This window comes from Agrobacterium sp. K11 (genome assembly GCF_059429395.1).
In genome coordinates this window covers 158986-171964 of sequence record NZ_JCAHRB010000012.1, presented here as the reverse complement: position 1 = coordinate 171964, position 12979 = coordinate 158986, and the positions used below count along the sequence as shown (strand labels likewise).

12 protein-coding genes are annotated in these 12979 nt (G+C 59.7%); 6 read left to right on the top strand and 6 right to left on the bottom strand.

What is annotated here, in order from left to right:
• Window positions 1-2: 2 nt before the first annotated feature.
• The 4 genes from AC5SEO_RS22210 to AC5SEO_RS22195 all read right to left on the bottom strand — a co-directional run bounded on the left by AC5SEO_RS22210 (window position 3) and on the right by AC5SEO_RS22195 (window position 4030).
• Window positions 3-656, bottom strand: coding sequence for a response regulator transcription factor (locus AC5SEO_RS22210; protein WP_004431644.1), 654 nt, complete (start codon window positions 654-656; stop codon window positions 3-5).
• Between the two features lie 65 nt (window positions 657-721).
• The gene (locus AC5SEO_RS22205) at window positions 722-2389 is read right to left on the bottom strand and encodes a phosphoethanolamine transferase (protein ID WP_004431646.1); all 1668 of its coding nucleotides are present in this window, start codon (window positions 2387-2389) and stop codon (window positions 722-724) included.
• 198 nt (window positions 2390-2587) lie between these two features.
• Window positions 2588-2851, bottom strand: coding sequence for a spike base protein, RCAP_Rcc01079 family (locus AC5SEO_RS22200; protein ID WP_003508451.1), 264 nt, complete (start codon window positions 2849-2851; stop codon window positions 2588-2590).
• 264 nt (window positions 2852-3115) lie between these two features.
• On the bottom strand, window positions 3116-4030 hold the full coding sequence (locus AC5SEO_RS22195) for a LysR family transcriptional regulator (protein ID WP_004431656.1): 915 nt from the start codon (window positions 4028-4030) through the stop codon (window positions 3116-3118).
• Window positions 4031-4186: 156 nt separating this feature from the next.
• Between AC5SEO_RS22195 and AC5SEO_RS22190 the strand changes: the two genes are divergently transcribed.
• The 6 genes from AC5SEO_RS22190 to AC5SEO_RS22165 all read left to right on the top strand — a co-directional run bounded on the left by AC5SEO_RS22190 (window position 4187) and on the right by AC5SEO_RS22165 (window position 11364).
• Window positions 4187-6349: a TonB-dependent siderophore receptor gene (locus AC5SEO_RS22190; RefSeq protein WP_004431660.1), complete on the top strand. Its 2163-nt coding sequence runs from the start codon at window positions 4187-4189 to the stop codon at window positions 6347-6349.
• Between the two features lie 28 nt (window positions 6350-6377).
• Window positions 6378-7280 carry an iron-siderophore ABC transporter substrate-binding protein gene (locus AC5SEO_RS22185; RefSeq protein ID WP_004431662.1) on the top strand — a complete coding sequence of 301 codons (903 nt, stop codon included), beginning with the start codon at window positions 6378-6380 and terminating at the stop codon, window positions 7278-7280.
• Complete coding sequence (fhuB, locus tag AC5SEO_RS22180) at window positions 7277-9241, top strand: Fe(3+)-hydroxamate ABC transporter permease FhuB (RefSeq protein WP_495364017.1); 1965 nt, start codon at window positions 7277-7279, stop codon at window positions 9239-9241. The genes AC5SEO_RS22185 and fhuB overlap by 4 nt, the downstream gene beginning before the upstream one ends.
• A gap of 34 nt (window positions 9242-9275) precedes the next feature.
• Window positions 9276-10085: an ATP-binding cassette domain-containing protein gene (locus AC5SEO_RS22175; RefSeq protein WP_004431665.1), complete on the top strand. Its 810-nt coding sequence runs from the start codon at window positions 9276-9278 to the stop codon at window positions 10083-10085.
• A gap of 248 nt (window positions 10086-10333) precedes the next feature.
• Window positions 10334-10861, top strand: a complete 528-nt coding sequence (locus tag AC5SEO_RS22170; RefSeq protein ID WP_004431668.1) for a DUF992 domain-containing protein — start codon at window positions 10334-10336, stop codon at window positions 10859-10861.
• Window positions 10862-10953: 92 nt separating this feature from the next.
• A complete protein-coding gene (locus AC5SEO_RS22165) occupies window positions 10954-11364 on the top strand; it encodes a c-type cytochrome (protein ID WP_004431671.1) in 411 nt (136 codons plus the stop codon).
• Window positions 11365-11367: 3 nt separating this feature from the next.
• Here the strand turns inward: AC5SEO_RS22165 and recX are convergent, their stop codons facing one another.
• Together recX and AC5SEO_RS22155 are read right to left on the bottom strand one after the other, a co-directional pair.
• Complete coding sequence (recX, locus tag AC5SEO_RS22160) at window positions 11368-11958, bottom strand: recombination regulator RecX (protein ID WP_004431673.1); 591 nt, start codon at window positions 11956-11958, stop codon at window positions 11368-11370.
• Between the two features lie 73 nt (window positions 11959-12031).
• Window positions 12032-12952 carry an SMP-30/gluconolactonase/LRE family protein gene (locus tag AC5SEO_RS22155; RefSeq protein WP_004431678.1) on the bottom strand — a complete coding sequence of 307 codons (921 nt, stop codon included), beginning with the start codon at window positions 12950-12952 and terminating at the stop codon, window positions 12032-12034.
• Window positions 12953-12979 lie beyond the last annotated feature (27 nt).

The window sequence follows — 12979 nt, the reverse complement described above, 5'->3', positions numbered from 1 at the left end:
GTCTACCTGATGGTGTAGCCGACGCCGCGCACGGTCTCGACGCGGTCATGGCCGATCTTCTTGCGCAGCCGGCTGATATAGACCTCGACCGTATTGCTTTCTATTTCCGCGCCGAATTCGTAGAGCGTGTCGTGCAGTTGAGATTTCGAGACGACCGCACCGGGATGCTCGACCAGCTTTTCCAGCACGGCCCATTCTCTGGCGCTGAGCGTTTGCGCTGTTCCGTCAACGACGATATTGCGCGCCACCTGGTTGATTTCGATGCCGGGCAGGCGAATGACGGGGGCGGAGCGCCCCTCGTACCGCCGCGAGACCGCCAGCATGCGTGCCGAAAGCTCGTTGAGATCGAAGGGCTTGACCAGATAGTCGTCCGCTCCGGCATTCAGTCCGGCAATCCGGTCGGACACCTGGTCGTGCGCCGTCAGAATGATCACCGGCGTCGAGTCATCGCGATTGCGCAGTGATTGCAAAAGGGTGATGCCATCGCCGTCCGGCAGCCGCATGTCGAGCAGGATGAGCCCGTAAGCCATGGTCAGCGTCGCCGCCGTGGCGTCGTCGAGCAACTTAAACCAGTCAACGGCGTGGCCTGCCGCGGCGACATGGTCTCGCAGCGCCTCTCCCAGCACATGATCGTCTTCAACAAGCAGAACCCGCAAGACAGCTCCTTTATCGCGTCGTCTTGCGTATCGCTTTCACGGGATAAGCGTCAAGCACTGTATGTTCAGCTATTCTGGCGCTGGGTGCAGCCGCCGAACACGTCCTGCGCGGAATCGTAGACGGAGGTGGAGACGTTCATCATTCCAAGGATACTGTGGAAATAATTGTCGTGCGAGCGCCCGCCCTTTGCTGCGCCTTTTGCAAGGCATGCGCGATCCAGCCCCATTGATTTGGCGAAATCATCATCGAACCAGACGAGAAACGGCACATGGGTCTGCTGGTCGGGTGCCAGCAGATAGGGTGCGCCGTGCAGATAGACGCCGTTCTCGCCAAGCGATTCACCATGGTCCGAGGCGTAGATCATCCCCGTTGCCAGCGTGTTGGAACGTGCCTTCAGCTTGTCGATCACGGTCGACAGGAAATGATCGGTGTAGAGAAGCGTGTTGTCATAGGAATTCACGATTTGCGCGTCCGTGCAATTGCCAAGCTCAGCGGTTCGACAGTCCGGGGTGAACTTCCGGAATTCGTCGGTGTAACGCAGATAGTAGGTCGGCCCATGGCTGCCCATCTGGTGCAACACGATGACACTGTCCTTCTTGACGTTATCGAGCCATGCGTCGAGCTTGTCGAAGAAGATATCGTCGCGGCATTCTCCGCCAGTGCAGAAGCGGGTGTCGTTGGTGGAAGGCAGGTCGAAAAAGGGAATGCGGTCGGCCACGTTCTTGCTGCCGGTGTTGTTGTCCAGCCAGGTTGCACCGACACCGGCATGGACAAGAACATCCATGACGTTCTCGTTGGCGAGCGCCTTGTTGTGGCTATACTCAGAACGCGGGAATTTCGAGAACATGCAGGGAATGGAAATCGCCGTCGCAGTGCCGCAGCTGGTTGTATTAGGGAAATAGATCACGTCGCGCTTTGCCAGTTCCGGGTTGGTGTCGCGCCCATAGCCGTTCAGGGAAAAGTTCGCAGCGCGCGCGGTCTCACCAGCCACGATGACGGTGATGCGTGGCTTGTGGATGCCACCCAGCGCCGGCAGGATTTTCGCATCCTTGCCGATCGGGCTCACCTGTATGTCAGCTTCCTTTTCCGCCTGCGTCAGATAGTGAATGGTGGATATGATCGGCGACAAGGGATTGACGCTTTTGACGATATCCTTGTGCTGGCGCACGGCGGTGGTGAATGTTTTGGAATTCGCAAAGCTGATGATGCCGGCAACGGTGAGGCAGATCAGGATGCTGACGGTGTTCCACAGCAACTTGTCGATGATCGGCCGATGCCGAACCCGGACGGCGGCGATGACGAGCGACGGCACCAGCCCATAGATCGTCAGATGCCAGAAAAGGCCAGGTGTCATCAGATTGCCCGCTTCCGCGCGCGTGGTCTCCACGGCGTTGCGGATCATGTCGCTGTCGATGATGATGCCGTAGCGGTCCATGAACCATGAAGCCGCCGCGGCCGCGAATATCAGCAAGATAAGAAACGGCTTGATGAGATATTTGGCGGAAAGAATGGTGATGAGCGCACCGAAAAGCGCCGCTATGGCGACATAAAGCGCGACGATGGCAACCGGATAGGCGGAAAGATAGGTGTGAACCTTCGACCAGAATGTCCGGTTCGTGAAAAACAGCAGATAGGCCGCCGTCAGCAGGCTGAGCGGCACGCTGCCGATCTCCGGACGATACGTTATTGTTCCCGTCGCTTTCGCGGTAAAAAGAGCCACTGCCAGATCCACCAGATTTCCGATAGGCCGGCGGCAACGAAAAAGGGGCGGGAACGCCGCTGTCCAAGCTGCCGCATGGGCCGATCAATGGCGGATGCTTCATTTTGCTGACATCAACCTGAAAGCTTGTCATGAAAGTGTCACACTCCTTGGTGGGCTTCTGGCGAGGGCTGCGTTTCAGATCGAGGAGATCAGCCGGCGATGGAGCGCTCAATTGAGCCCCAGAATGCCTGTGGCGGTGGTGCGGGTTGCAAATATGCGGGTGGCCCTGACCGGCAGCAGGCTGCCTGCGGGCAGGTTCTGGAAGGTCACCGTCGCGCCGGAAAGCAGGGTCAGGCAGAGATGACCACCATTGCCCACATAGATGGCGCGCGTGGGGGAAGGAAGCGGGTTCGTATCATCAGGAACAACCTCGAAAGCATGGGATGCCGGGGATTCGAGGCCTGCGGCGTGGTGTTCGTAAGTCTCAGCCATTGCTGTCTCCCGTAAATCGAAATCTGCCGCGATTATACGGTGCGCCGCGGCTGCGGGGAAAAGCGGGAACAGAAAATATCCGGACGGGATTTAGGCCTTGCTTCCGGTTTGCCGAAAAGAGCGCCATTCTTTCCGTAATCTCATGTGGTTGCGTCGCTTGGCCTGTTGCCACCGATGCCGCGGAAACGGACGATGACGGGTTTTTCGTCCACGGGATCGGCAGCCGGGTCGTGGATATTCAGCGCATGGGCGGGTGCGGTCGCGTCAATTGCGGGTATGGAGAATGAAGGCCCTGACGGCGGGAGAGGCTTCCGTTTTCCGGTGGGCGATGGCGAGGTCGGAAGTCGTGGCGCTTGCTGCAAGCGGCACGTAGCGCACGCCGGGCAACCGCAGACAATCGAGCGAGCGCGGCACCAGCGCCACACCGAGGCCGATCGCCACCATGCTGGTAATGGTGGTGTAATCCCGGCCTTCCGGGCTTATCGTTGGCTGGAACCCGGCCTCGTTGCAGGCTTCTATCGTATTGTAATGAAAGCCGACATCCGGCGGCTGCCGCGGTGTGATGAAGGTCTCGTCGGCAAGGTTCTTGAGGTCGACCTGCAGCGCAAAGGCCAGGGGATGGTTTTCAGGAAGTGCGGCCACCAGCGGTTCGCGCAGAACCACATGGGTTGTGACACCTTCCGGAACGGGCGCAGGCGGGCGGATGAAGGCAAAATCCAGATTTCCGTCGGCGATCTTGGCGAGTTGCAGCCGCATCTCCATCTCGATCAGTTGCAGTTCCACATCGGGATGAGAGGCGCGGAAACTGGCGATGGACTGGATCATCAGGCCGGAATAGGCGGCCGAAGCGACATAACCGATGGAGATGCGGCCCGTCTCGCCGCGATCGACGCGTTTAAGCGCCGCAAGTGTCGCCTCGGCATTGGCGAGAATTTTGCGGGCATCCTCATAAAGAAGCTGGCCAGGCGTGGTGAGCTTCACCGATCGCCGTGTCCGGTCAAGCAACGGCATGCCGACGATCTGCTCGAGCGCCATGATCTGCTGGCTCAAACCCGGCTGGGCAATGCCGAGGCGGGCGGCGGCGCGCTCGAAATTGCGCTCATCCACCAGCGTGGTGAAATAGCGCAGGTGCCGCAGCTCGAACGCGTCCGCCCGGTTTGCCGGTTTCCTGCCCATCATCACTGCCTTTCCTGACGGATTTGAATAATTCCAAGCTATTATCCGTAAGAATTTTCATAATCAGTAGTTCTGAAAAAATCCAGTTTCACTTATTGGATCACAATCCGCTCCTTGCGTAATAAGATGACTTAAATTCTCCAGAAAAATAACCGTCTCATGGCGGCGCGGTTGATGAAGGGTCTTGGCGTGCAGGGAAAATCTAAACACATTTCCATTCTGGCGGGCGGTTGCGCTGCCATCGCCTATGTGGCGTTCGTGACCTCCGGCGTTGCCCTTGCGCAGGAAGCCGGAACGACGGTGCTGCAGACCATCACCGTGGACGGCGCGAAAAATCAGGACTCCAAGGCGCCGGTGAAGGGCTATGTGGCAAAAACCAGCGCCAGCGCCACCAAGACGGGGCGATCCCTGATCGAGACGCCGCAATCGGTTTCCGTCATCACCAGGGATCAAATGGATGCGCAGAATGTCCGTAATCTCAGCGAGGTGCTGAATTATGTGCCTGGCGTCGTCGCGCAGCCGTTTGGGGCGGATCCACGTTTCGATGCGCCGCGCATTCGCGGCTTTCAGGGTAACCAGCTGCAGTTCCTCAACAGTCTGCGGCTGATGCGCACGGCCGGTGCGCCGTCTTATGAGGTCTACGGTCTGGAGCGGGTGGAAGTCATTCGCGGGCCGGCCTCGGTGCTTTACGGTCAGGGTAATCCCGGTGGCCTCATCAATCTCATCAGCAAGCGGCCGACTTTCGAGCGTTTCGGCGAAGTCGGAGCGCAGATCGGCAGCTTCGATTATTACCAATCGATGTTCGATATTGGTGGGCCGGTCGCGGATAGCGACAGTTTTGCCTATCGCCTGACCGGCCTTGCCCGCAACGCCCATCTTCAGACGGACAATCTGCAGAACGATCGTTATTTCATCGCCCCGGCGCTGACATGGCAGCCCGACGAGGATACGAAACTGACGGTTCTCGCCTCCTATCAGCACGACAATCCGAGTTCGCCGTCTGGCCTGCCGCCGGCGCTGACCTATCTGAGACCAGGCAATATGCTGGACCGCAGCTTTTATGTCGGCGATCCCTCTTTCGATACCTCAAGCCGCAAGTTCACTAATATCGGCTATGAGTTCGAGCACCGTTTCGACGAGACCTTCACCTTCCGGCAGAATGCGCGTTATTCCAATTTCGACTGGTCCTACCGCGCGCTCGGCATGTCTTCGACCAGCGGCGGCATGATCGGCAATCTCATCCGCCGCAATGCGACGTTCCAGGATGAATTGCTGAACACCTTCAACATCGACAACAGCCTGCAGGCGGAGTTCTCCACGGGACCAGTCGACCACACCCTGCTTGTCGGGCTGGATTACCGCTATTTCGACAATAACGTCAAAACCGAATTCTGGGCCGCAACGCCGCTCAATCCCGTCAATCCTGTTTATGGCGGGCCAATTAGTCTCACCTCGCGCACGCTTTATGCCGATGTGAAGACGGATATTTCCCAGATCGGTCTTTATGCGCAGGACGAGATGGCCTTTGAGAACTGGCGGGTCACCGCCGGTCTGCGGCAGGATTGGGCAAGCACCGGCGGCACGACGTTCAACGGAACGACCTACCGCACTCTCGACAAGGACGACCATAAGCTGACGGGCCGTGTCGGGGTCAGCTATCTCTTCGATGGCGGCATCGCGCCGTATGTCAGCTACGCGACCTCCTTCGAGCCCGTGCCGCAGCCGGCTGTCGGTGATGCGCCGAAACCGACCACGGGCGAACAATGGGAAGCGGGCATCAAATATCAGCCCGAGGGCTTTGACGGTTTCTTTTCCGCGGCGATCTACGATCTGAAACAGAAGAACGTCACGACGACGGTGGGCGGGGTGACGCAGCAGATGGACGAGGCGCATGTGAGAGGCCTCGAACTGGAAGGCGTCGCAAGCCTTGCAGACGGGCTCGACCTGCGGGCGGCCTATACCTACATGGACAGCGAGGTCTCCGGCCGTGTGAACAACGGCAAGGAGCTGGATAGTACGCCCCGGCACGCCGCCAGCCTCTGGCTCGACTACACCTTCCCGGAAGATACGGCGCTTGAAGGTTTCGGCATCGGCGGCGGTGTCCGTTATGTCGGAAAACGTTATGGCGATGCGGCCAATGCCTTCGAAATGAAGGGCCTCGCCCTGCTCGATCTCGGCGTGCATTACGAGAAGAACGGCTACCGCGCCTCGCTTCTGGTGCAAAACTTGACTGATAAAGAATATATTTCTAGTTGCTCCACTTTCGGATGCTATTACGGTGACGGCAGAACCGTTATGGGCAAGCTGACCTACCGTTGGTAACGCCATATTAAAGTGAAGCAGCAGGGGCATGACGCGTAAGGATCGATGGATTTCCCCCCTCTGGGGGCGGCGGGAATTTTTAAGCCTGCTCGCCGCCTCGGCTCTTGCGGGCAAGGCGCGGGCAGCAGTGACGCCGCGCATCGCCGCCATCGACTGGGCCATGCTGGAAACATCTGTGGCGCTCGGCGTCATGCCGGTGGCGGCGACCGAACTCATCCAGTTCCGGTCCGGCGCGGTCGAGCCTGATATCCCTGAAACCGTCGCCGATCTCGGCCTGCGCGGCGCTCCGAATTTCGAGCTTCTGCAGCTCACCCGGTCGGAGCTCATTCTGATTTCGCCTTTCTACACACGTTATACCGGCAGGCTGGAAGCGATCGCCCCCGTCTTTTCACTGCCCTTTTACGTGAAGGGTGAGCCGCCTTTCGAAAAGGCGCTGGCGGCGGTCACCGCGCTTGGTGAAAAGCTCGGGCGGGCCGAAGAGGCGCGCAAGGTTCTGGGTGAAACGGAAGCGGCACTGCACGCCATGCGGGCCCGTCTTGCCGGGTTTTCCGCACGGCCGACCTATGTCATCAACATAGGCGACGCCCGGCATTTTCGTGCCTTTGGTGCGGATAGCATGTTCGGGGATGTTCTTGGCCGTCTGGGGCTGACCAATGCCTGGGTGGATCGGTCGCAATTCACCTTCGCGGCCCCGGTGCCGCTTGAAAACCTCGCCGCCTCATCCGATGCGCGCATCGTCATCGTCTCCGATATTCCGGTGGAGGCGCGGGAAACTCTGCGCAACAGTGCCATCTGGCGTGCGCTTCCGGCCGTGCGGGAAAACCGGGTGGTCACCCTCGGTAATGTCAGCCCCTATGGCGGTATCACCGCAGCCATGCGTTTTGCGCGGCTTTTGACCGAGGCTCTGGCAACCCACGGAGAGGCATTGTGACGGCACGGCCTCTCCAGCTTTTCTTCGGCCTCGTCTTTCTTCTGGCCTGCGGGCTTTCCCTGCATGCCGGATTGCTGCGGTTACCCCTCGGCGCTTGGCCCGGCCTGCCGTTCGATGCCGCGTCCATGTCGATGGATCAGGTCATTTTCGCCTTCAGCCTGATGCCGCGTGTGGCGGTTGCCATTCTGGCGGGGGCGATGCTGGGATTGTCGGGTGCGCTTTTCCAGCAATTGCTGCGCAATCCGATTGCCGACCCCTCCACCCTTGGCATCTCTGCCGGCGCCCAGCTGGCAATCGTCATCGCGACCCTGTTCTTCCCCTCGGTGCTGGATGGCAACCGCGCATGGGTGGCGCTCGCCGGCGGTACCGCTGCGGCCTCCGTGGTGTTTCTTCTCGGCTGGCGGCGGTCCTTCGAGCCCGTCACCATGGTGGTGTCGGGACTGCTGGTCGGCATCACCGCCGCTTCCGTTGCCGCCGCGCTGACGCTTGCACGAGGCGAATATCTAATGTCGCTTGTGGTCTGGAATGGCGGTTCCCTCAGCCAGCAGGACTGGTCGAATGCGTTTCTGCTTGCCGCCCAACTTCTCGCTGGTCTGGTTCTCACCGGGCTACTGATAAGGCCATTGACGGTTCTGGGTCTCAGCGATTCCAGTGCGCGATCGCTCGGCGTATCGCTCTTTTCGATCAGGCTGGCGGTGGCTGCCGTCGCCGTGATGCTGTCGGCATTCGTCGCCGCCGCCGTCGGTCTCGTCAGTTTTATCGGACTTGCAGCACCTGCGCTTACCCGTGCGCTGGGTGTGCGACGTGCATCTTCCGTGCTGTTCGTTTCGCCGCTTCTGGGCGGTCTGCTGCTCTGGTTCTGCGACGGTCTCGTGCAGCTTCTGGCGAGTACGACAGCGGAAGTGTTTCCGACGGGTGCGGTCACGGCTCTCATCGGCGGGCCTTTGCGGCTTTGGCTGCTGCCGAAAATCCCGCCTACGAATATCCATCGCAATGAGGGCGGCGATCTCGCGATCAGACGCAGGCTTGCCTCCCTGCTGCCGGTGCTTGTCATCATGGCCGGGCTGGTTTTTGCAGCCCTCGCCATCGGCAAGGGGCCGGAGGGCTGGACGGTGCTGAAAGCTGGCGACCTGCAAAGCCTTCTGCCCTTTCGTTGGCCGCGGTTGATGGCGGCTTGTGCTGCCGGTGGTTTATTGGCGATGGCGGGCGCGCTTCTGCAGCGGCTGACCGGAAATCCCATGGCAAGCCCGGAGGTGATCGGCGTCAGCGGTGGCGCGGGTCTTGGTTTTGCCGCCGCCATCACGCTCTTTCCGGCCGCCGGGCTGTTCGAACTGTTTTGCGGCGCCGGCCTCGGCTCGGCAGCCGTCATGATGCTCGTTCTGTTCTTTTCGGTGCGCCGGCATCTGGCGCCTGAAAAAATACTGCTCGCCGGCATTGCCATCAGTTCGCTCTGCTCGGCGGTACTTTCGGCACTGCTTGCCATTGGTGATCAGCGGGCCTGGCAAATTCTCTCCTGGCTCAGCGGCTCGGGTTCGACGGCGACATCAGGTTCGGCGATCTTTCTTGCGGTGCTTTCCGTCGTGCTCCTGGCCGCTGCCCTGTCGGTGACGCGCTGGCTGGTGATCCTGCCGCTTGGCCGGGATGTGCCGCTCTCACTAGGTCTGCCGCTCGCTACGGCGCGTATTGCAGTCATCGCCGTGGCCGGCATTGCCACCGGTGCGGCCTCACTGCTGGTCGGTCCGCTGAGCTTCGTCGGGTTGATGGCACCGCACATTGCGCTTCGGGCCGGTTTCACCACACCGCGCGACCACCTGTTTGCATCGTTCCTGTTCGGTGCGGTGCTGATGGCGCTTTCCGATCTCGGGGCAAGAACCGTGACCTTTCCTTACGAGTTGCCGCTTGGGCTTTTTGCGGCTCTGGCCGGTGCGCCCTATCTGATCTGGCTTTCAGGCAGGCGATGATGATTTTTCTGAACGATTTACGGAGATGAGAACAATGGGTCAGGCCGCACCTGCCGTAGATTACGACGATATCCCGCTTTTCTTTCTGGAAGCGGTAACCATGGAGGTTCCGGGCAGGACATTGCTGCATCCGCTGACGGCAAGCTTTGCCACCGGCAAGACCATCGGTCTTATCGGCCATAACGGTTCGGGAAAATCGACGCTGCTTAAGATTCTCGCGCGCATGCACGAGCCGACGGCGGGCAAGGTGTCGTTCGAGGGGCAGCCGCTGGGGAGCTGGGGCAACCGCGAATTTGCGCGAAAGCTCGCCTATCTTCCGCAATATACGCCGGCTGCGTCCGGCATGCTGGCCAAGGAACTGGTGGCGCTTGGCCGTTACCCCTGGCACGGCGCGCTCGGCCAATTCACCAAGGCGGATCAGGAGAGGGTGGACGAGGCTATAGAGCTGACCGACACCGTGGCCTTCAGGGACCGGCTGGTGGACACGCTTTCCGGCGGGGAGCGCCAGCGCGTGTGGCTGGCCATGCTGGTTGCCCAGAACGCCGAAAGCCTGCTTCTCGACGAACCCATATCGGCGCTCGACATGGCACACCAGCTCGAGGTTCTCTCGCTGGTGCAAAGACTGTCGCGGGAAAAGGGTCTCGGCGTCATCGTGGTGCTGCACGATGTCAACATGGCGGCGCGGTTCTGCGATGAGATCGTCGCACTGCATTCCGGTAGGCTTATCGCAAGGGGAACGCCGAACGAAATCATGACGCCGGAAACGCTGGAGCGTATCTATGGCGTCCGTATGGATGTCATGACCCATGCTGCGACCGGCTTTCCCGTAGCACTGCCGCTTTGACATCGTTGCAGCAAAACAACGCCCTGACGTACTCGCCTTTAACAGGAATTCCGCAGGCGTTTCCCGCCCTAACAATGTCTTAATGGCATCCTACCGCCAGTAGACATTGTTAACCGTTTTGCTTTCCTTGCACCCAATTCAGTTGTTTTGGATCGATTTCGGGGAACAAACGTTAACAGTGCGGAATTCAATATCCGGAGAGGGCAAGAAGGGCTGCTGCGGGTAGGAATAAAACAGGAGAAAATCAGATGAAAAAGGCTGTTGCCGTAACTTTTGCCGCATTGACGATGGGTCTCGGTGGAACCGTGTCCGCACTCGCTGCCGACCTTGCAAGATATGAGCCGGCTCCGCAGGAGCAGGACGAACGCAATGGCGTCAAGATCGGTTACCTCACCTGCGATATCGGCGGTGGCGTCGGTTACGTAATCGGCTCGGCCAAGGAACTGGATTGCACCTTCCAGTCCACCATGGGCGCGCGTCGCACCGACCATTATACCGGCGCCATCCGCAAGATGGGCGTTGACCTTGGCTTCACCACGCAGGGCCGTCTGGTCTGGGCCGTTTTCGCCCCGACAGCGGGTTACCACCGTGGTTCGCTCGGTGGCCTTTATCAGGGCGCCACGGCTGAAGTAACCGTTGGCCTCGGCGTTGGCACCAACATCCTCGTTGGCGGCACCTCGGGCTCCATCCAGCTTCAGACGGTCAGCGTGACGGGTCAGGTTGGCCTCAACCTCGCCGCAACCGGTACATCCGTGACGCTCACTGCGATGAACTGATCATCGACGTACTGCCCGGCTTATAACGCCGGGCATTCTGTCGCATGTCAAAAAACGCCCTCTTCGTTGTCAGACGGGGAGGGCGTTGTATTATGCGGGGCATGATGATCTCGGCATTCAGAACGCTTCCGGCTTCAATGGCTTTTTTCCTCTGTATTGCTGCGCCGGCATTGGCCGAAGGCGATGCGGTGCACGGGGAAAAAGTTTTCAGCCGCTGTTCCACCTGCCACAGTATCGATGCGCCGCGCACCCGCATGGGACCGCATCTGATGGGCGTGGTGGGCAGGCCGATAGCCTCCGTGGCTGGTTACGGCCATTATTCGCAGGCGCTGAAGGATGCCGGTGCCGCGGGTCGGGTGTGGACGGAGGAGGAGCTGCAAAGTTTTATCTCGAGCCCAAAAAAGGCGATCCCTGGAACCTCGATGCGCTTTTTCGGGCTGTGGAGCGAAACGGATATCGCGGATCTGATCGCTTATCTGAAAACGCATCCGATGCCGCAATAACCTTTAAAGCGGTGCTTCCGAGACGATCTCTTCTGCCTCTTCCACCGTCATCGCCATCACCTTCGCGCCGATTTCGAAGCCGAAGCCGTTGCGGGCGAAGGCAGAAAATTCCTTCGACTTGCGTTTTTCATCAAGCTCGACACGGCGAAAGGGGCCGAAGGCGCGCTTGCGCGCAAAGATGACGGCCGCCACCAGATCGTTGGTTTCCTGCAGTGCGACTGCGGCCGTTTCCCGATCAATGCCCTTGATCTGAAGTTTTTGCGCAAGCCCGCGCTTCGACTTGCCGCTGCGCTGGCCACTTCGCACGGCAATTTCTGCATAAGCCGTATCGTCGAGCGCCTTGATGCCATAGGCGAAGGTCACGGCGAATTCGCCAAGCGCCTTTATCTGAGCGGGGCTGATATCCTCGAATTTTTCCCGCGCCTTGCGGGTGATCGCATCGCGCAGCTGCTTTTCCGTCATCATGCGCTGTTCCAGCCGGTAGAGAGCGGAATTGCGCGCCCATGACAGCATGCGGCTGGTGGGTTCGATAGCCTGCGTTTCGCCATCCAGTGCCATGTCGTCGGTCAGGAAGGGGCTGGAATCATCGGTCATCCCGCTTTTATAGCGCAGTGAAGCCGTCTTGCCAGTTCCCGTCTGCTACATGCCCTCCGGTTTTTCCAGCGTATCAGGGCGTCTGCGCGCCGGTTGCGGCGACGTAGACCGAATAGAGCGATTTCGTTGCGGTGATGAACAGGCGGTTTTTCTTCGGGCCGCCGAAGGTGAGGTTTGCGACCGTCTGCGGCACCTTGATCTTGCCAAGCAGCGTACCGTCAGGCGAAAAGCAGTGCACGCCATCGCCGGCACTGGTCCAGAGATTGCCCGCTGTATCCAGACGGAATCCATCAGGCAAGCCATTGTCGAGATTGCAGAATTCCCGGCCGTTTGTGAGCTTCACGCCGTCCACGACATCGAAAACGCGGATATGGCGTGGGCGGGATACATCATGGCTGTAGGAACTGTCTGCGACATAGAGCTTGGTTTCATCAGGCGAGAAAGCCAGACCGTTTGGCTGCACGAAGTCATCGATGGCGATCTTGATTTCACCGGTTGCGGGATCGAGCCGGTAAACATTGCGCGTCTTCTGTTCGGGTTCCGCCTTGTAGCCCTCATAATCGGAAAGAATGCCGTAAGTGGGGTCGGTAAACCAGACGCTGCCATCGGATTTCACCACCACGTCATTAGGCGAGTTCAGCCGCTTGCCGCCGTAGCTGTCGGCAAGAACGGTGATCGAGCCGTCGACTTCGGTGCGGGTGACGCGACGGCCGCCATGTTCGCATGAAACCAGCCGTCCCTGCCGGTCGCGCGTATTGCCATTGGTGAAGTTGGAGGGGTGGCGGAATACCGAAATCCCGCCATTCGGCACCCATCGCAACATGCGCTCATTGGGAATGTCGCTGAACAGCAGGCAGCTCAGATCAGAAAACCACACCGGGCCTTCCGCCCAGCGGCAGCCGGAATAAAGCTCTTCCAGTTCCGCATTGCCGACAATCAGAAGGCGGAAGCGTTCATCGTGGATTTCGTAAGGGGAGGCGTTGTCTGTGGTCATGAGCGTGGTCCGCTTGAGGGCTTTTCG

Coding starts and splice junctions, on each gene's coding strand:
- AC5SEO_RS22200 (WP_003508451.1), bottom strand. CDS start 2,851: ATGGCTGAGACTTACGAACACCACGCCGCAGGCCTCGAATCCCCGGCA.
- AC5SEO_RS22195 (WP_004431656.1), bottom strand. CDS start 4,030: ATGATGGGCAGGAAACCGGCAAACCGGGCGGACGCGTTCGAGCTGCGG.
- AC5SEO_RS22190 (WP_004431660.1), top strand. CDS start 4,187: ATGGCGGCGCGGTTGATGAAGGGTCTTGGCGTGCAGGGAAAATCTAAA.
- AC5SEO_RS22185 (WP_004431662.1), top strand. CDS start 6,378: ATGACGCGTAAGGATCGATGGATTTCCCCCCTCTGGGGGCGGCGGGAA.
- AC5SEO_RS22175 (WP_004431665.1), top strand. CDS start 9,276: ATGGGTCAGGCCGCACCTGCCGTAGATTACGACGATATCCCGCTTTTC.
- AC5SEO_RS22170 (WP_004431668.1), top strand. CDS start 10,334: ATGAAAAAGGCTGTTGCCGTAACTTTTGCCGCATTGACGATGGGTCTC.
- AC5SEO_RS22165 (WP_004431671.1), top strand. CDS start 10,954: ATGCGGGGCATGATGATCTCGGCATTCAGAACGCTTCCGGCTTCAATG.
- recX (WP_004431673.1), bottom strand. CDS start 11,958: ATGACCGATGATTCCAGCCCCTTCCTGACCGACGACATGGCACTGGAT.
- AC5SEO_RS22155 (WP_004431678.1), bottom strand. CDS start 12,952: ATGACCACAGACAACGCCTCCCCTTACGAAATCCACGATGAACGCTTC.